The organism is Streptomyces sp. WM6372 (assembly GCF_001279655.1).
Classification (GTDB): Bacteria; Actinomycetota; Actinomycetes; order Streptomycetales; family Streptomycetaceae; genus Streptomyces.
In genome coordinates, this window is record NZ_LGDB01000178.1 from 79,909 (window position 1) to 97,062 (window position 17,154).

The window sequence follows — 17,154 nt, forward strand, 5'->3', positions numbered from 1 at the left end:
CCCGGAGGGAACACGACATGAGCACGCTGGGCATCGCCGTCATCGGGACGGGGAAGATGGGCGCCGACCATGTCCGCCGGATCGGGCGGACGGTGGGCGGGGCCCGGGTGGTGGCCGTGGCCGATCCGGACGGGGACCGGGTGAAGGCGGTCGCGGCGGGTCTGGACGGGGCGAGCGCGCACACGGATCCGGCCGCCGCGATAGCCGCTCCCGGAGTCCAGGCCGTACTGATCGCCTCCCCCGGGCCCGCCCACGAGGAGGCGATCCTGCACGCCCTGGGGCGGGAGTTGCCGGTGCTGTGCGAGAAGCCGCTGACCCCGGACCCGGCCGGGGCGCTGCGGGTGATGGAGGCGGAGCGGCGGCTGGGCCGGCGCCTAGTGCAGGTGGGGTTCATGCGGCGGTTCGACGCCGAGTACGAGCGGCTGAAGGAGCTGCTGGACGCGGGCGGGATCGGCCGGCCGCTGTTCCTGCACTGCCGGCACCGCAATGCCTCCTCGCCCTCCTTCTTCACCAGCGACATGCTGATCACCGACTCCGTCGTGCATGAGGTCGACGCGGCGCGCTGGCTGCTCGGGCAGGAGATCACGGCGGTGTCCGTGCTCTCCCCGCGGCCCAGTTCGGCGGCCCCCGAGGGGCTGCGCGATCCGCGGCTGGTCCTGCTGGAGACCGCGGGCGGGGCCATCGTGGACGTGGAGATCTTCGTCAACTGCGGCTTCGGCTACGAGGTCCGGTGCGAGGCGGTCGGCGAGTCCGGCAGCGCCCAGATCGGCGAGGGGCAGGGGATGGTCGTCCGGTCCGCGGGCCGCAGCTCCGGTGAGATCGTGCAGGACTTCACCGTGCGCTTCGCCGATGCGTACGACCGCCAGCTGCGGCGCTGGGTGGCCGCGGCCGCGCAGGGCCGGGTGGCCGGGCCCGACGCCTGGGACGGTTACGCGGCGGCGGCCGTCTCCGCGGCGGGCCTCGCCGCCGCGCACAGCGGCGTACGGACCCCGGTGGAGCTGGTGGAGCGCCCCGCCCTCTACCGCTGACCCCCCCTCCCGGCCCCTCCCACTCCCCCCCCCCCTCCCGCCCCTCCCGCTCGTCCCTGTTGTGCTGCATGTGTCACGGGCGTCGCCCTTGTGTCACGCATATCCCCGTTACGCGGGTATTTCGTCACAGCCGGTCGACAAGGCCTCCCGCGCCTTCACCCTCTGTCGTTCTCCGGGCACAACCCGAGTGATCGTCACTGTCCACGCGTCGGCTCCCCCGACGGCCTCCCGGCCGGCCCCGCCCCGTGGACAAGGAGGTGTCGTGGATGAGCGACCGACAGCTGTGGTCGTACAAGGAGATCGCCGCCCATATCCGGGTCCAGCCGGACACGGTGCGCTCGTACCGCAAGCACGGGCTGCTCCCCGCTCCCGACCACGTGGAAGCCGGCAAGCCCTACTGGTACGCCGACACGATCCGCACCTGGGTGGCCCGCCGCCCCGGCAACCGGGGCCGGCGCGAGGACTGACCCCGGCCGGGCCCCGGCGCCGGCCGCGGCCGCCGGGGCCCGGACCCGCTCCCCCGCCCACCCCCTGGGGGGTGTCCGCTAGCGGCTCCCCGCCGGTACGCGGTCCGGCTCCGGGGCCTCCCCCGGGGCCTCGCCCGCCGCCTGCGGTGACGCCGTCGGTACCGACTCCCCCTCGCTCAGTCCGAACCGCTCGTGCAGCCGCCGCAGCGGGGCCGGAGCCCACCAGGTGGCCCTGCCCGTCAGCTTCATGACCGCCGGCACCAGCAGACTCCGTACGACCAGCGCGTCCATCAGGACGGCCAGCGCGATCCCGAGCCCCAGCATCTTGGTGTTGGTCACCCGGGAGCTGCCGATGGCCACCATCACCACCGCCAGGATCACGGCCGCCGCGGTGATCAGCCCGCCCGTGCGGACCAGTCCGGTGCGCACCGCTCCCTCGTGGTCCCCGGTCCGCTCGTACTCCTCCTTGATGCGGGATATGAGGAACACCCCGTAGTCCATGGAGAGTCCGAAGGCGATGCAGAACATCAGCACGGGCAGGGTGGTCTCGATGTCCCCGGTGGAGGTGAAGGAGAGCGGTCCGGAGAGGTGGCCGTCCTGGAAGATCCACACCACCGCCCCGAACATCGCCGTCAGGCTCAGCGCGTTCAGCAGGACCGCCTGGACGGGTATCAGCACGCTTCCGGTGAGCAGGAAGACCAGCAGGAGCGTGGCCAGGACCACCAGGGCCAGCGCGGCCGGCAGTTTCTCCGCTATCGCCTTCTGGGCGTCGACGAGGACGGCCGCCTGTCCGGTCACCGCGGTGTCGAACGGGGCGTCCACCTTGCGCACCTCCCCGACGAGGTCCTGGGCCTGCCGCCCCACCGGCTCGCCGTCGGTGACCACCGAGATGTACGCGTATCCCGGCCGGGATCCGGAACTCACCGGCCCGTCCACCCGCACCCCGGGCAGGGCGGCCAGCCGGTCCCGGTAGGCGGCGAGGTCGGCGGGACCGGCCGCGCCCTCGGCCAGCACGGTCAGCCCGGCGCCGGGGCTGCCCGGGAAGCCGTCGCGGATCTGCTGCTGGACCAGGTGGGAGGCGGCCGTCTCCGGCAGCTGCCGGTCGTCCACGGTGCCGAACTTCACCCCGAGGAAGGGCAGTCCGAGGAGCAGTAGCCCGGCCGTGGTGGCGATGGCGAAGACCGGGGCCCGGCGCATCACCAGCGCGGTCGTCCGCGCCCAGCCCCGCCCGGTCTCGGCCCCGGCGGCCGTGCCCGGAGTCCCGGCGCCCGCCCCGGGCCGGTTGCGCCGCCACAGCCGCCGCAGGTCGAAGGAGTTGACCCGCTCCCCGAGGAGCACCAGCGCCGCCGGCAGCAGGACGAGGGCGGCGGCCGCCGCGAGCAGGACCACCGCGACCCCGGCATAGGCGAAGGAGCGCAGGAAGTACATCGGGAAGAACAGCATCGCCGAGAGCGAGACGGCCACGGTCAGCGCGGAGAACAGCACCGTGCGCCCGGCGGTGCGCAAGGTGGCCCCCACCGCCGCCACTGGATCCCGCCCGGCGGCGAGCTCCTCGCGGAACCTGCGCACGATGAACAGGGCGTAGTCGATGGCGAGTCCGAGACCGAGTGCGGTGGTCAGGTTCTGGGCGAAGACGGAGACGTCGGTGAACTCGGTGAGGCCGCGCAGCACGGCATTGGTGCCGAGGATGGCGACGATGCCCACGCCCAGCGGCAGCAACGCGGCCACGGCGCTGCCGAAGACGATGACGAGCAGGACGAGGGTCACCGGCAGGGCGATCACCTCGGCGCGCAGCAGGTCCTCCTGGATGGTGGTGGTCACCTCGCGCTGGACGGCGACGGGGCCCCCGAGGGAGACCTTCACCGGCCCGTGCCCGCCCCGGTAGCGCGGGGCGATCCGCTCCAGCACGGCGGCGCGGGTCTTCTCGTCGCCGAGCACCCGGGCGGCGATCAGGGCCTGCCGGCCGTCCTCGGAGCGCAGCGCGGGCAGGTGCGTGCGCCAGTACGAGCCGACCCCGGCCACCCCCTGTTCGGAGGCGAGTTGAGCGGTCAGCCGCTCGGCCTCGGCGGCGACGGCGGGATCGTCCACCCCGGACACCCCCGACCCGGCGGCGTCCACCAGCAGGAGGAGGTTGGGCTGGGAGCCCGGGAACTCGCGCTCCAGCACCTTGGCGGCGTAGGTGGACCGGGCATCCGGGTCCTCCCAGCCGCCGCTGCCCATGCGGTCGGCGACGCCACCGCCCGCGAGGACGGCCAGGGCCGTGACCACGAGGGCGAGCAGCAGTGAGAGCCGCGGCCGGGCCGTGACGAACCGGGTCCACCGTCCGCTCTCCCCTGACGACGACGGATTTTTGACTTCGGACATGACTCGGTGTCCCCTTCACCGTGATTGCCAGACGACTTAAGCTGGCAAACACGAGCAGACGCTCGCGTTTTCCAAGAATGCGAGCGAACTCTCGCGTTTGTCAATCACCCACGGGAAGCAAGGGACGGGACATGCCCGAGAGGCCCCAGGCCGAAAACGCCGCGAAAGCCCCAAAGGCCGCCAAGAAAACTGGCGAGAAGACCGCCGGGAAGACGGCCGCCCCGCGCCGCCAGGCCCGCGGCGAACGCCGGATCGCCCAGCTCCTGGACGCCGCCGCCAGCGTGTTCTGCCGTACCGGCTACGCCGCGGCCAGCACCAACGCCATCGCCCGCGAGGCGGAGGTCTCACCGGGCACGCTCTACCAGTTCTTCCCGAACAAGGAGGCCATCGCCATCCACCTGGGCGGCGAGCTGCTCCGGCGCGCCCGCGACATGCACGGCCAGGCCTTCCTCCCCGAGAACCTGGACAAGCCCCTGCCCGAACTGCTCGACGCCGTCCTGGACCCGGTCATCGCCTTCAACTGCGAGAACCCGGCCTTCTGGGCCCTGATGCACGGCTCCGGCATCCCCGGCATCACCCAGGAGCGCGAGGAGCTGCACTCCGGCCTGCTGACCCGGGTCCAGGACATCGTGCGCACCTTCTGCCCGGACAGCTCGCCCGAGGAGCTCACCCGGGTCTCCGGCATGATCCTGGGCATCTTCAAGGCGGCGCTCGACCTGATCCTGGCGAGCGAGGGAGCCGAGCGCGCCGCGTACGTCACCGAGCTGAAGACCGTGCTGCTGCGCTACGTGGAGCCCATGGTCGCCACCCCCCACCTGCACTGACCCGGCCGCGGGGACCGCGGGGACCGCGGGGACCGCGGGGACCGCGGGGACCGCGGGGACCGCGGGGACCGCGGGGACCGCGGGGACCGCGGGGACCGCGGGGAGGGACCGCGGGGACCGCGGGGACCGCGGGGACCGCCCCCGCGTAGCCCGCCCCCGGCGGCGCGCCGTACGCACCCTTCACCGGAACCTCGCCCCGGCCGTGGCTTCGCACACTCGCTTTGATACCCCCTAGGGGTATAGTCTTCGAATGTCGGGAGGACGGTGGGGTGACAACACCCGGCTCCGCCGCCCCCCGGCGACCGGACACGCCCTTGAAGAGGAGAACGACATGACCGCCGAGACGGACACCCAGACCACCACCGTCTACCGGGTGACCGGCATGACCTGCGGCCACTGCGAGGGCGCGGTGACCACCGAGATCTCCGCCCTGCCCGGCGTCAGCTCGGTCAAGGCCGTCGCCGCGACCGGCGAGGTCACCGTGGTCTCCGCCGCCCCGCTCGCCGAGGAGGACGTGCGCGCCGCCGTGGACGAGGCCGGGTACGCGTTCGCCGGCCAGGCCGGCTGAGCTCCCTCCCCTCCCTCCTTCGCAGTGCCCCGCCGGGTCGTGCCGGCCAGCTCATACTGGTTCCGTACGACCCGGCCCTCCCCCTGGAGCCGGACATGAGCAGCAGCACAGTGCACGACGGGCCCATAGCGGCGGCCGAGGCCGCCGAGGTCGAGCTGACCATCGGCGGGATGACCTGCGCCTCCTGCGCCGCCCGCATCGAGAAGAAGCTGAACCGGATGGACGGGGTCAGCGCCACGGTGAACTACGCCACCGAGAAGGCGCGCGTCTCGTACGGGGGCGGCGTCCAGGTCGCCGACCTGATCGCGACCGTCGTCAAGACCGGGTACACCGCCGAGGAGCCCCCGCCGCCGGAACCGGAACCGGAGACCGCGCACCCCGGGACCGGGGCCGGAGCCGAGCCCGCGCGCGACCCCGAACTGGCCGCGCTGCGCCAGCGGCTGCTGGTCTCCGCCGCCCTGGCCCTCCCCGTCGTCCTGCTGTCGATGATCCCGGCCCTCCAGTTCGACAACTGGCAGTGGCTCTCGCTGACCCTGGCCGCCCCCGTGGTCGTCTGGGGCGCCCTCCCCTTCCACAAGGCCGCCTGGACCAACGCCCGGCACGGCGCCGCCACCATGGACACCCTGGTCTCGGTCGGCACGCTCGCCGCCTTCGCCTGGTCGCTGTGGGCCCTGTTCTTCGGCCACGCCGGGATGCCGGGCATGCGGCACGCGTTCGACTTCTCGATCTCCCGCACGGACGGCTCCGACTCGATCTACCTGGAGGTCGCCGCCGGCGTCGTCAGCTTCATCCTGCTCGGCCGCTACCTGGAGGCCCGCTCCAAGCGGAAGGCCGGCGCCGCCCTCAAGGCCCTGCTGGAGCTCGGCGCGAAGGACGTCGCTGTCCTGCGCGGCGGCACCGAGGTACGGATCCCGGTGGCGCGGCTCGCGGTCGGCGACCGGTTCGTCGTCCGGCCGGGCGAGAAGATCGCCACGGACGGCACGGTCGTCGAGGGCGCCTCCGCCGTGGACGCCTCGATGCTGACCGGCGAGTCCGTCCCCGTCGACGTCGCCGTGGGCGACTCCGTCACCGGCGCCACCGTCAACACCTCGGGCCGCCTCGTCGTCGAGGCCACCCGGATCGGCGCCGACACCCAGCTCGCCCGCATGGCCCGGCTCGTCGAGGAGGCGCAGAACGGCAAGGCCGAGGTGCAGCGCCTCGCCGACCGGATCTCCGGGGTCTTCGTACCGGTCGTCCTCGTGCTGGCACTCGGCACCTGGGTCACCTGGCTGCTGATCACCGACAACCCCACCGCAGCCTTCACCGCCGCCGTGGCCGTCCTGATCATCGCCTGCCCCTGCGCCCTGGGCCTGGCCACGCCGACCGCGCTGATGGTCGGTACGGGGCGGGGCGCGCAGCTCGGCATCCTCATCAAGGGCCCCGAGGTACTGGAGTCCACCCGCCGCGTGGACACGATCGTGCTCGACAAGACCGGCACCGTCACCACCGGCCGGATGACCCTGACCGGCGTGCACCCCGCCGAAGGCGTGGACGAGCACGAACTGCTGCGGCTCGCGGGCGCGCTGGAGCACGCTTCCGAGCACCCGATCGCGCGGGCCGTCGCCACCGGGGCGGCCGAGGCAGCGGGCGCCCTGCCGGTCCCGGAGTCCTTCGACAACCTCGCCGGACTCGGCGTCCAGGGCGTCGTCGACGGACATGCCGTCCTGGTCGGCCGCGAGCGGCTGCTGTCCGACTGGTCGATCGCCCTGCCCGCCGGCCTCGCGGACGCCAAGGCGGCCGCCGAGGCCGAGGGCGCCACCGCCGTCCTGGTGGCCTGGGACGGGGCGGCCCGCGGGGTCCTGACCGTGGCCGACGCGGTCAAGGAGACCAGCGCCGAGGCGGTGTCGCAGCTGCGGGCGCTGGGCCTGACCCCGGTGCTGCTGACCGGCGACAACAAGGCGGTCGCCGAGACGGTGGCCCGCGCGGTCGGCATCGAAGAGGTGATCGCCGAGGTCCTCCCGCAGGACAAGGTGGACGTCGTACGCCGGCTCCAGGCGCAGGGCCGTACGGTCGCCATGGTGGGCGACGGGGTGAACGACGCGGCCGCGCTGGCCCAGGCGGACCTGGGCCTGGCCATGGGCACCGGCACCGACGCCGCGATCGAGGCGGGTGACCTGACCCTCGCACGGGGGGACCTGCGGGTGGCGGCGGACGCGATCCGGCTCTCCCGCCGGACCCTGGCCACCATCAAGGGCAACCTGTTCTGGGCCTTCGGCTACAACGTGGCCGCCTTGCCCCTCGCGGCAGCAGGCCTGCTCAACCCGATGATTGCGGGGGCCGCGATGGCGTTCTCCTCCGTTTTCGTGGTGAGCAACAGCCTCCGGTTGCGAACCTTCCGCTAATGGATCTTCTCCCCAGTCTGCGCACACTTCCTTCACGGGAGACGCAGATCACAGTGATTGCAACGTAACCATCCGGCACTGCAGTGGGTCTAATGGGGCGATGCCAGGAACGTCTTGGGGGACGTTCACGGGGGTCTTGGGGGACGTCCGAGGCATCAGCCGGCCGGGACGCGTGCCCAACGGGGTGCTTTGAGCGGCCCTCCCGACCCGTACGGGTCCCGGCAGACACCCACCGGAGCGCACCGCGCGTGCGCTCCTCGCCGACGCCCCGGCTCGGGTCCCGTGGGGGGAATCCGTTCCGGGGAAAGGAAAGCGCCCCGACCGTCGACCCGTGGGGGGATCGACGGCGGGGCGCTTTTCGCAAGCTTCGAGGGACCTCGGGTCAGCGGGCCTCGACCGGGACGAAGTCGCGCAGGACCTCACCGGTGTAGATCTGGCGCGGGCGGCCGATGCGGGAACCCGGCTCCTTGATCATCTCGTGCCACTGGGCGATCCAGCCGGGAAGGCGGCCGAGCGCGAAGAGCACGGTGAACATCTCGGTCGGGAAGCCCATGGCCCGGTAGATCAGGCCGGTGTAGAAGTCCACGTTCGGGTAGAGGTTGCGCGAGACGAAGTACTCGTCGGCCAGCGCGTGCTCTTCCAGCTTGAGCGCGATGTCGAGCAGCTCGTCGCTCTTGCCGAGCGCCGAGAGGACGTCGTGCGCCGCGGCCTTGATGATCTTCGCCCGGGGGTCGAAGCTCTTGTAGACGCGGTGTCCGAAGCCCATGAGGCGGACGCCGTCTTCCTTGTTCTTCACCTTGCGGATGAAGGCGTCGACGTCGCCGCCGTCGTTCTTGATGCCCTCGAGCATCTCCAGAACGGACTGGTTGGCGCCACCGTGCAGCGGACCCCACAGGGCCGAGATGCCGGCGGAGATCGAGGCGAACATGTTCGCCTGCGAGGAGCCGACCAGGCGCACGGTGGAGGTCGAGCAGTTCTGCTCGTGGTCCGCGTGCAGGATCAGCAGCTTGTCGAGCGCCGAGACCACGACCGGGTCCAGGTCGTACTCCTGGGCCGGCACGGAGAAGGTCATGCGCAGGAAGTTCTCGACGTAGCCGAGGTCGTTGCGCGGGTAGACGACCGGGTGGCCGACCGACTTCTTGTACGCGTAGGCCGCGATCGTCGGCAGCTTGGCCAGCAGGCGGATCGTCGAGAGGTGGCGCTGCTTCTCGTCGAACGGGTTGTGGCTGTCCTGGTAGAACGTCGACAGCGCGCTGACCACGGAGGACAGCATCGCCATCGGGTGCGCGTCACGCGGGAAGCCGTCGTAGAACCGCTTCACGTCCTCGTGCAGCAGCGTGTGCTGGGTGATCTCGTTGCGGAACGACGCGAGCTGGTCGACGGTCGGCAGCTCACCGTTGATCAGCAGGTACGCGACCTCGATGAAGGTCGAACGCTCGGCCAGCTGCTCGATCGGGTAACCGCGGTAACGCAGGATGCCCTGCTCACCGTCGAGGTAGGTGATCGCGGACTTGTAGGCGGCGGTGTTGCCGTAGCCGCTGTCCAAGGTGACGAGCCCGGTCTGGGCCCTCAGCTTCGAGATGTCGAAGCCCTGGTCACCGACGGTGCTTTCGACCACCGGGTAGGTGTATTCACCGTCCGCGTACCGGAGTACTACAGAGTTGTCGCTCACGTCATCCCTCACCGACGTAGTGCCTCTTCTTCGAGGTGCCCTGACTGCCTCTACCTTCCCCCATTTGGCGCAGGAGAGTGCACTCGGGGTCGGCCTTTGGTCTTTTTGACGGCACTGAGTGCCTTCAACCTGCTCATCCTGCCCCCTCCGCACCGGTGCGGGAACCCAAAATGATCGATCATCTAGGTGATGTTTCCCACCGGTATCCGGCCGGACAGCCTGGGCGCGACCGCCGTGTACCTCCTGCCTGCGGAAACGGTACGCACAGCCTGGCCGAGCGCTTTGCGGGACCCGACCAGTACCACCAGTTTCTTCGCCCTGGTCACCGCCGTGTAGAGCAAGTTGCGCTGGAGCATCATCCAAGCCCCGGTGGTGACGGGGATCACCACGGCCGGATATTCACTCCCCTGGGAACGGTGGATGGTGACGGCGTACGCGTGCGCCAGCTCGTCCAGTTCGGCGAACTCGTAACCGATCTCCTCGTCCTCCTCCGTCCGCACCGTCAGCCGCTGCTCGTCCACGTCGAGGGCGGTGACCACGCCGACCGTGCCGTTGAAGACGCCGTTGGCGCCCTTCTCGTAGTTGTTGCGGATCTGGGTGACCTTGTCGCCGACGCGGAAGACCCGGCCGCCGAACCGCTTCTCCGGCAGGTCCGGCCGGGCCGGCGTGATGGCCTGCTGGAGCAGCCCGTTGAGGTTTCCGGCGCCGGCCGGGCCGCGGTGCATGGGCGCGAGCACCTGGATGTCGCGGCGCGGGTCCAGCCCGAACCTGGCCGGAATCCGCCGGGCGGCCACGTCCACGGCGAGCCGCCCGGCCTCCTCGGTGTCCTCCTCCGGGAACAGGAAGAAGTCCGGCAGCCCGTCGGTGAGCGGCGGCAGGCCGGTGTTGATCCGGTGGGCGTTCGTGACCACGCCCGACTGCTGGGCCTGCCGGAAGATCCTGGTCAGCCGGACCGCGGGTACGGGACCGCCCTCGGCCAGCAGGTCCCGCAGCACCTCGCCGGCGCCGACCGAGGGCAGCTGGTCCACGTCCCCGACCAGCAGCAGGTGCGCACCCGGTGCCACCGCCTTGACCAGCTTGTTCGCCAGCAGCAGGTCCAGCATCGAAGCCTCGTCGACGACGACCAGGTCCGCGTCCAGCGGGCGCTCCCGGTCGTACGCCGCGTCCCCGCCCGGTTTGAGCTCCAGCAGCCGGTGCACGGTGGAGGCCTCGGCCCCGGTGAGCTCCGAGAGCCGCTTCGCGGCCCGGCCGGTGGGCGCGGCGAGCACCACCTTGGCCTTCTTGGCCCGGGCCAGCTCCACGATCGAGCGGACGGTGAAGGACTTCCCGCAGCCCGGCCCGCCGGTCAGGACGGCCACCCGGCGGGTCAGCGCCAGGGTGACGGCGTCCCGCTGCTCGGGGGCCAGCTTGGCCCCGGTGCGCCCGGCCAGCCAGCCGAAGGCCTTGTCCCAGTCCACGTCCTGGAAGCCCGGCATCCGGTCGTCCTCGGCGTTCAGGAGCCGCCGCACCTGCCCGACCAGCGACAACTCCGCCCGGTGGAAGGGGACCAGGTACACGGCGGTCAGCGGGTCCGGCCCGCCCTGCGGATCGGGCACGGCCTCCCGGACGACCCCCTCCGGATCGGCGGCGAGCTCGGCCAGGCATTCGATGACCAGCCCGGTGTCCACTTGGAGCAGCTTGACCCCGTCGGCGATGAGCCGCTCCTCGGGCAGGAAGCAGTGCCCCTGGTCGGTGGACTGGGACAGGGCGTACTGGAGCCCGGCCTTGACCCGCTCGGGGCTGTCGTGCGGTATGCCGACGGCCTGGGCGATCCGGTCGGCGGTCAGGAAGCCGATGCCCCACACGTCCGCCGCGAGCCGGTACGGCTGGTTCTTGACCACCGAGATGGAGGCGTCGGCGTACTTCTTGTAGATCCGGACCGCGATGGAGGTGGAGACGCCGACGCCCTGGAGGAAGACCATGACCTCCTTGATCGCCTTCTGCTCCTCCCAGGCGGCGCCGATCAGCTTGGTCCTCTTGGGGCCGAGTCCGGGCACCTCGATCAGCCGCTTCGGCGCCTCTTCGATCACGTCGAGGGTGTCGGTGCCGAAGTGCTCCACGATCCGGTCGGCGATCTTCGGGCCGATGCCCTTGATCAGGCCGGAGCCGAGGTAGCGCCGTATGCCCTGGATGGTCGCGGGGAGCACGGTGCGGTAGTTCTCCACCGTGAACTGCTTGCCGTACTGGGGGTGGGATCCCCAGCGGCCCTCCATGCGCAGCGATTCGCCGGGCTGGGCCCCGAGCAGGGAGCCGACGACCGTGAGCAGGTCCCCGCTGCCGCGGCCGGTGTCGACGCGGGCGACCGTGTACCCGCTCTCCTCGTTGGCGTAGGTGATGCGCTCGAGCACCCCCTCGACCACCGCCAGTTGCACCGCCCCGTTGGTTGCCATGGCACGAAGCTACCGCCCGGCGCCGACAGCCCGTCAGCCCTGTGGACAACCCGCGACGGCCCGCCACGGCCCGCCACGGCCCGCGACGACACGCGACAACCCTCAGCCCCCGACAACCGAGAAGGGGTCCGGCCTCGCGGCCGGACCCCCTCACGGTTACCCCTCCCGTGTCGGACTTCCCGATCCCCCCAGATCCCTCCCCGGAAGTGCCGACGCACCATACGACCCGCTGCCCCGCTCCGGGGTTGCACGCGGAATCGGAACTTTACGTTTCCATTACCTCGGCGGCCTCGGGGACCGATCCGAAGTGCCGGTGAATCGCCACAGAAGTAGCGTTTCGGGCATGAGCGAACCTTCATTGCAGGATGACGTGCTCGGCGAGCTGGGCCCGGACCGGCTGGGCGAGATCGCCGGCCTGCTCGGTACCGACGCGGCGGGCGCCCGCGAGACCGTCGCGACCACGGTCGGCGCCATGACGGGCGGCCTCCAGGAGAAGGCCGACGCCGATGACGACGACGGCAACGAGGTCCGCCAGGCCTTCGCCGAGGTGGCCGAACCCCCGTTGCAGGGCGTGGCCACGCTCGGCGGCGGGCTGCTCGGCGGTGGCCTGATGGCCGGGGTGCTCGCGAAGGTGAGCAAGCCGGTCGCCGCGGCGGTGTCCAAGAAGACCGGCATCCCCGCGGCCACCGTCGCCCGCGTCATCGAAATGCTGATCCCGGTGCTGCTGACGGTCTTCGCCAAGCGCGCGGCGGCCGGCAAGAACGCCGCCGGATCCCCGGGTGCCGCCCCGGGAGCCGCTCCCGGCGCCGCCCCGGGCGGGGGCGGCGGGCTCGGCGATCTGCTCGGCCAGATCCTGGGCGGCGGCAAGAAGTAGCCCGCTACCCTGGGGCGCCATGGAGCCCCCTGCTGACACCTCCGCCGCACCGGTACGGCTGCGGGAACCCGAGCCCGGGGAGCTGGGCTGGATCGTCCAGCGGCACGGCGCGCTCTACGCCGCCGAGTACGGCTGGAACACCGACTTCGAGGGTCTGGTGGCCCGGATCGTCGCGGACTTCGCCCAGGACCACGACCCGTATCTGGAGCGGGTCTGGATCGCCGAGCTGGACGGCCGCCCGGTCGGCTCGGTGATGTGCGTCCGCGAGGACGGCTCGCCCGGCACGGCACGGCTGAGACTGCTGCTGGTGGAGCCCGAGGGCCGGGGCCACGGCATCGGATCCCTCCTCGTCGACGCGGTCGTCGCGTTCGCCCGCTCCGTCGGCTACCGCGAGCTGGTGCTGTGGACCAACGACGTGCTGACCTCGGCCCGTTCCCTGTACGAGCGCGCCGGGTTCACGCTGGTCGCCGAGCGCCCGCACCGCTCGTACGGCGTCACCCTCACGGGGCAGGACTGGCGGCTGCCGCTGCAGGAGGACTCCCCGCGCTGACCTCCGCCGTACGGCCCTCCGCCGTACGGCCCTGCGCCGCGCCGCCGCCCGCCACTGCCGTCGTACGGGTGGTGCCCGCGCGGGCGGGGGCCAGCGAGGTCATGCCCACCCCGCCGACCAGCAGCAGCGCCGCCACCCACCGCAGCCCCGAGATCCCCTCGCCCAGGACCAGCGCGGCCGAGGACATCCCGAACACCGGCACCAGCAGCGAGAACGGCGCGACCGACGAGGCCGGGTAGCGCTTCAGCAGGTGGTTCCAGGCCCCGAACCCGAACACGGTGGACACCCAGGCGACGTAGGCGATGACCGCGGCCCCGGACCAGTCCAGTCCCCGCAGCGCGGCCAGGTCCCGCTCGGGCCCCTCCAGCAGCAGCGAGAGCGCGAACAGCGGCAGCACCGGGACGGTGCACACCCAGACCATGAAGTTCAGCGCGTCGGGCGGGGACGCCTTGCGGGTCACCACGTTCGACACGCCCCAGCAGGCGGCCGCCGCGACGACCAGGGTGAAGCCGAGCACCGGCCCGGAGGTGCCCCCGTCCACGGCGGCGACGGCGATCCCGGCGAGCGCCACGGCCATGCCGGCCATCCGGACCCGCCCCGGCCGCTCGCGCAGGACGAGGGAGGCGAGGACGGCGGTGAAGACGGACTGCACCTGGAGCACGAGCGAGGACAGTCCGGCCGGCATCCCGGCGGCCATCCCGGTGAAGAGGAGGCCGAACTTGGCGACTCCGAGGGCCACTCCGACCGCGATGATCCACTTCCAGGCGGTCTTGGGCCGGCCGACGAAGAACACGGCGGGCAGCGCGGCGACGAGGAAGCGCAGGGCGGACAGGAGCAGCGGCGGGAAGTGGCCGAGTCCGATCTCGATGACGACGAAGTTGAAGCCCCAGACGGCGGCGACGAGTACGGCGAGTGCGGTGTGAACGGGACGCATGCTTCGAGCATCGACGCGGCGACCATGTAGCACCAGCGCGGATCTCTTCCGGGATGGATGAAGCATCACTTACGGATGCCCCGGGGGCCGGGGGTGCCTACGATGGGCCGCATGCTCGACCTCTCCCGGCTGCGCGCCCTGCACGCCGTCTCCGTCCACGGCTCGGTCGCGGGCGCGGCGGCCGCCCTCGGCTACACCCCCTCCGCCGTGTCCCAGCAGATCGCCAAGCTGGAGCGGGAGACCCGGACCACGCTGCTGGAGCGGCGCGGGCGCGGGGTCGCGCTCACCGAGGAGGCCCGGCACCTCGCCGAGACCGCCCAGGAGTTGCTGGCGATCGTGGAGCGCGCGGAGACCACCCTGGAGGAGCGGCGCGGGCAGCCGAGCGGGCTGCTGACCGTGGCCGCCTTCGCGTCGGCGGCGCGCGGGCTCATGCCGGGGGCGCTCGCCGATCTCGCGCGCCGCCACCCCGCGCTGGACGTACGCCTCACCGAGGTCGACCCCCACCTGTCGGTGGACCTGGTGGCCCGGGGTGTCACCGATCTGGCGGTGGCCCACGACTGGGACATCGCCCCGCTGCCGGCGCCGGAGGGCGTCGAGCAGGCGGTCATCGGGGACGACCGCTGCGACCTGGTGGTGCCGCGGGACCACCCGTTCACCGAGCGGGCGGTCATCCGCCGGGCGGACCTCGGCGGCCAGCGCTGGGTCTGCCAGCCGCCCGGACGGGTCTGCCACGACTGGCTGATGCGGACGCTGCGCACCGCCGGGTTCGAGCCCGACATCGCGCACGTGGCGGAGGAGAACCACACCATCGTCGCGCTGGTCGCGGCCGGGCTCGGGGTGGCCGTCGTCCCCCGGCTGGGCACCGGGGCGCTGCCACCGGGCGCGGTGGCCGTACCGCTGGAGCCCGGTCCCGTACGCAGGTTGTACGCCGTGTGGCGGACGGGGGCGGCACGCCGGCCGGCGATCACCGAGGCCGTACGGACCCTGCAGCAGCACTGGGCGTACGCGGCACCCCTTCCGGGGGACCTCCCGAGTGTCCGCGACGGCGTGGGCGCGGCCCGGCAGTAGGGTCCGGCCCGTGTCGTACCACGCGTCCCGCAGGTCCCTGCTCACCGCGGCCGCCATCGCCGCCGTCTCGGCCGCCGGCGTGGCCTCGTACGCCGCGGTCGGCGGCCCGGGGGGCGAGGGCGGCGGGCCTCCCCGGGATGCCGGCCCTCCCGACGACGGGCGTCCCGGCGACCGGCCGCCGGGGCGGGCGCCCGACCGGGCCGCACTGCTCCGCCTGGTGGCCGGGATGAGCCTGGCCGAGAAGGTCGGGCAGCTCTTCGTGTCCCGCGCGTACGGCCATTCGGCCACCGATCCGGATCCGGCGGACGCCGAGCAGAACCTGAAGCTGTTCGGGGTGCGCACGGCCGCGGAGCTGGTCTCCCGCTACCACCTCGGCGGGATCATCTACTTCTCCTGGGCCCACAACACCCGTGGCCCGCAGCAGATCGCCGAACTGTCGGCCGCCCTCCAGCGGGCGGCGGCCGGGACCGGTTCCGGCGTCCCGCTGCTGCTCTCCACGGACCAGGAGCACGGCGCCGTGGCCCGCATCGGCAAGCCCGCGACGCTGCTGCCGGGGGCGATGGCCCTGGGGGCGCGGCACGGCGCCGGCGGTACGAGCGGTACGAGCGGTGCGGGTGGCAGTACAGGTGGTGGCACGGGTGGCAGTACCGGTCATACCGGTACCGGCCCCGATTCCGCGGCCGCCGCCGAGGCCCGCCGTGCCGCGCGCATCGCGGGCGCCGAGCTGGCCGCGATGGGCATCCGGCAGGACTACGCGCCGGTGGCCGACGTGAACGTCAACCCGGCCAATCCGGTGATCGGCGTACGGTCCTTCGGCTCGGACCCGCAGGCGGTGGCGGCCCTCGTCGCCGCCCAGGTCCGCGGCTACCAGGGCGCCGGAGTGGCCGCGACTGCCAAGCACTTCCCGGGCCACGGGGACACCGAGACCGACAGCCACGTCGGGCTGCCGGTGATGCGGCACAGCCGGGCCCAGTGGGAGGAGCTGGACGAGCCCCCGTTCCGCGCGGCGGTGGAGGCGGGCGTGGACGCCGTGATGACGGCGCACATCGTCTTCCCCGCGCTCGACCCTTCGGGGGACCCGGCGACCCTCTCCAGGCCGATCGTGACCGGCATCCTGCGCGAACGCCTGGGCTTTCGGGGAGTGGTGGTCACCGACGCCCTCGACATGGCCGGGGTACGCCAGAAGTACGGGGACGACCGGGTCCCGGTACTGGCCCTGAAGGCGGGCTGCGACCAGCTGCTGAACCCGCCGGACCTGGGCCTCGCGCACCGCAGCGTGCTCGCGGCCGTCGAGGCGGGCGAGCTGTCGCAGGCCCGGATCGAGGAGTCGGTGCTGCGGATCCTGGAACTGAAGGCCCGCCGCGGTCTGTTCGACGCGGCGCACACCGCCGCCGGAAAGACGGACGCGCTCGTGGGGATCCCGGCACACCTGACGGCCGCGGACGAGATCGCGGCGGGTACCACGACCCTGCTGGCCAATCCCGTCAAGCTGCTGCCGCTCGACCCGTCGGCCGCGCCCCGGGTGCTGGTCACCGGAACCGACCCCGCCTCCCCCAGCGGTACGACAGGTCCCCCTACCGCGGTACTGGCCCGGGAGCTGACCGCCCTGGGCTGCCGGGCGACGGCCGTACCGCCCGCCCGGGCGCTGGCCGCGGCTCCCGGCAACGCGGCGGTGCTGGTGTGCACGTACAACGTCCCCGAGGGGGACGATCCGCAGCGCACGCTGGTCACGGAGCTGCTGGCCACCGGGGTGCCGGTGGTCGTGGTGGCGATCCGCAATCCGTACGACCCCGCCCGGCTGCCCGCGTGCGCGGCGGAGCTGGCGACGTACACCTGGACGGACGTGGAGATGCGGGCGGCGGCCCGGGTGGTCACCGGGGCGGTCCGGCCCTCGGGCCGCCTCCCGGTCCCGGTGCCGGGCCGCTACCCGCTGGGCCACGGGCTGTCGTACGACTGAGTACGACCACGTACGCCTGGTAGAGGCCGTACTACCTC

The 17,154-nt window shown here is 72.6% G+C and carries 12 protein-coding genes and 1 pseudogene; 9 read left to right on the top strand and 4 right to left on the bottom strand.

Annotated elements, in window-relative coordinates; all coding sequences use genetic code 11:
* The first annotated feature begins 17 nt into the window (after positions 1-17).
* A complete protein-coding gene (locus tag ADK52_RS15620; protein ID WP_053690399.1) occupies positions 18-1,028 on the top strand; it encodes a Gfo/Idh/MocA family protein in 1,011 nt (336 codons plus the stop codon).
* A 266-nt stretch (positions 1,029-1,294) separates the two neighbouring features.
* Positions 1,295-1,495, top strand: a complete 201-nt coding sequence (locus ADK52_RS15625; protein ID WP_053690400.1) for a helix-turn-helix transcriptional regulator — start codon at positions 1,295-1,297, stop codon at positions 1,493-1,495.
* A gap of 78 nt (positions 1,496-1,573) precedes the next feature.
* On the opposite strand, the gene ADK52_RS15630 is transcribed toward ADK52_RS15625, so the two are convergent.
* On the bottom strand, positions 1,574-3,859 hold the full coding sequence (locus ADK52_RS15630) for an MMPL family transporter (protein WP_053690401.1): 2,286 nt from the start codon (positions 3,857-3,859) through the stop codon (positions 1,574-1,576).
* Between the two features lie 131 nt (positions 3,860-3,990).
* Between ADK52_RS15630 and ADK52_RS15635 the strand changes: the two genes are divergently transcribed.
* The 3 genes from ADK52_RS15635 to ADK52_RS15645 all read left to right on the top strand — a co-directional run bounded on the left by ADK52_RS15635 (position 3,991) and on the right by ADK52_RS15645 (position 7,632).
* A complete protein-coding gene (locus ADK52_RS15635) occupies positions 3,991-4,683 on the top strand; it encodes a TetR/AcrR family transcriptional regulator (protein ID WP_053690402.1) in 693 nt (230 codons plus the stop codon).
* Between the two features lie 331 nt (positions 4,684-5,014).
* On the top strand, positions 5,015-5,251 hold the full coding sequence (locus ADK52_RS15640; protein ID WP_053690403.1) for a heavy-metal-associated domain-containing protein: 237 nt from the start codon (positions 5,015-5,017) through the stop codon (positions 5,249-5,251).
* Between the two features lie 95 nt (positions 5,252-5,346).
* Positions 5,347-7,632, top strand: a complete 2,286-nt coding sequence (locus ADK52_RS15645; protein WP_053690404.1) for a heavy metal translocating P-type ATPase — start codon at positions 5,347-5,349, stop codon at positions 7,630-7,632.
* Positions 7,633-8,014: 382 nt separating this feature from the next.
* On the opposite strand, the gene ADK52_RS15650 is transcribed toward ADK52_RS15645, so the two are convergent.
* The gene (locus ADK52_RS15650) at positions 8,015-9,304 is read right to left on the bottom strand and encodes a citrate synthase (RefSeq protein ID WP_030229520.1); all 1,290 of its coding nucleotides are present in this window, start codon (positions 9,302-9,304) and stop codon (positions 8,015-8,017) included.
* A 182-nt stretch (positions 9,305-9,486) separates the two neighbouring features.
* Positions 9,487-11,733 carry an ATP-dependent RecD-like DNA helicase gene (locus ADK52_RS15655; protein WP_053690405.1) on the bottom strand — a complete coding sequence of 749 codons (2,247 nt, stop codon included), beginning with the start codon at positions 11,731-11,733 and terminating at the stop codon, positions 9,487-9,489.
* A 343-nt stretch (positions 11,734-12,076) separates the two neighbouring features.
* On the opposite strand from ADK52_RS15655, the gene ADK52_RS15660 reads away from it, so the two are divergent.
* Both ADK52_RS15660 and ADK52_RS15665 read left to right on the top strand, forming a co-directional pair.
* Positions 12,077-12,607: a DUF937 domain-containing protein gene (locus ADK52_RS15660; protein ID WP_053690406.1), complete on the top strand. Its 531-nt coding sequence runs from the start codon at positions 12,077-12,079 to the stop codon at positions 12,605-12,607.
* A 52-nt stretch (positions 12,608-12,659) separates the two neighbouring features.
* Positions 12,660-13,157 (top strand): annotated as a pseudogene (locus ADK52_RS15665) (GNAT family N-acetyltransferase); the annotation flags it as partial.
* On the opposite strand, the gene ADK52_RS15670 reads toward ADK52_RS15665, so the two are convergent.
* On the bottom strand, positions 13,108-14,091 hold the full coding sequence (locus ADK52_RS15670; RefSeq protein ID WP_053690408.1) for an EamA family transporter: 984 nt from the start codon (positions 14,089-14,091) through the stop codon (positions 13,108-13,110). The pseudogene ADK52_RS15665 and the gene ADK52_RS15670 sit on opposite strands and share 50 nt — an antisense overlap.
* 111 nt (positions 14,092-14,202) lie before the next feature.
* Here ADK52_RS15670 and ADK52_RS15675 point away from each other — a divergent pair, with 111 nt between their 5' ends.
* Together ADK52_RS15675 and ADK52_RS15680 are read left to right on the top strand one after the other, a co-directional pair.
* Complete coding sequence (locus ADK52_RS15675) at positions 14,203-15,159, top strand: LysR family transcriptional regulator (RefSeq protein ID WP_053690470.1); 957 nt, start codon at positions 14,203-14,205, stop codon at positions 15,157-15,159.
* 10 nt (positions 15,160-15,169) lie between these two features.
* On the top strand, positions 15,170-17,116 hold the full coding sequence (locus ADK52_RS15680; RefSeq protein ID WP_053690471.1) for a glycoside hydrolase family 3 protein: 1,947 nt from the start codon (positions 15,170-15,172) through the stop codon (positions 17,114-17,116).
* The last annotated feature ends 38 nt before the right edge of the window (positions 17,117-17,154 follow it).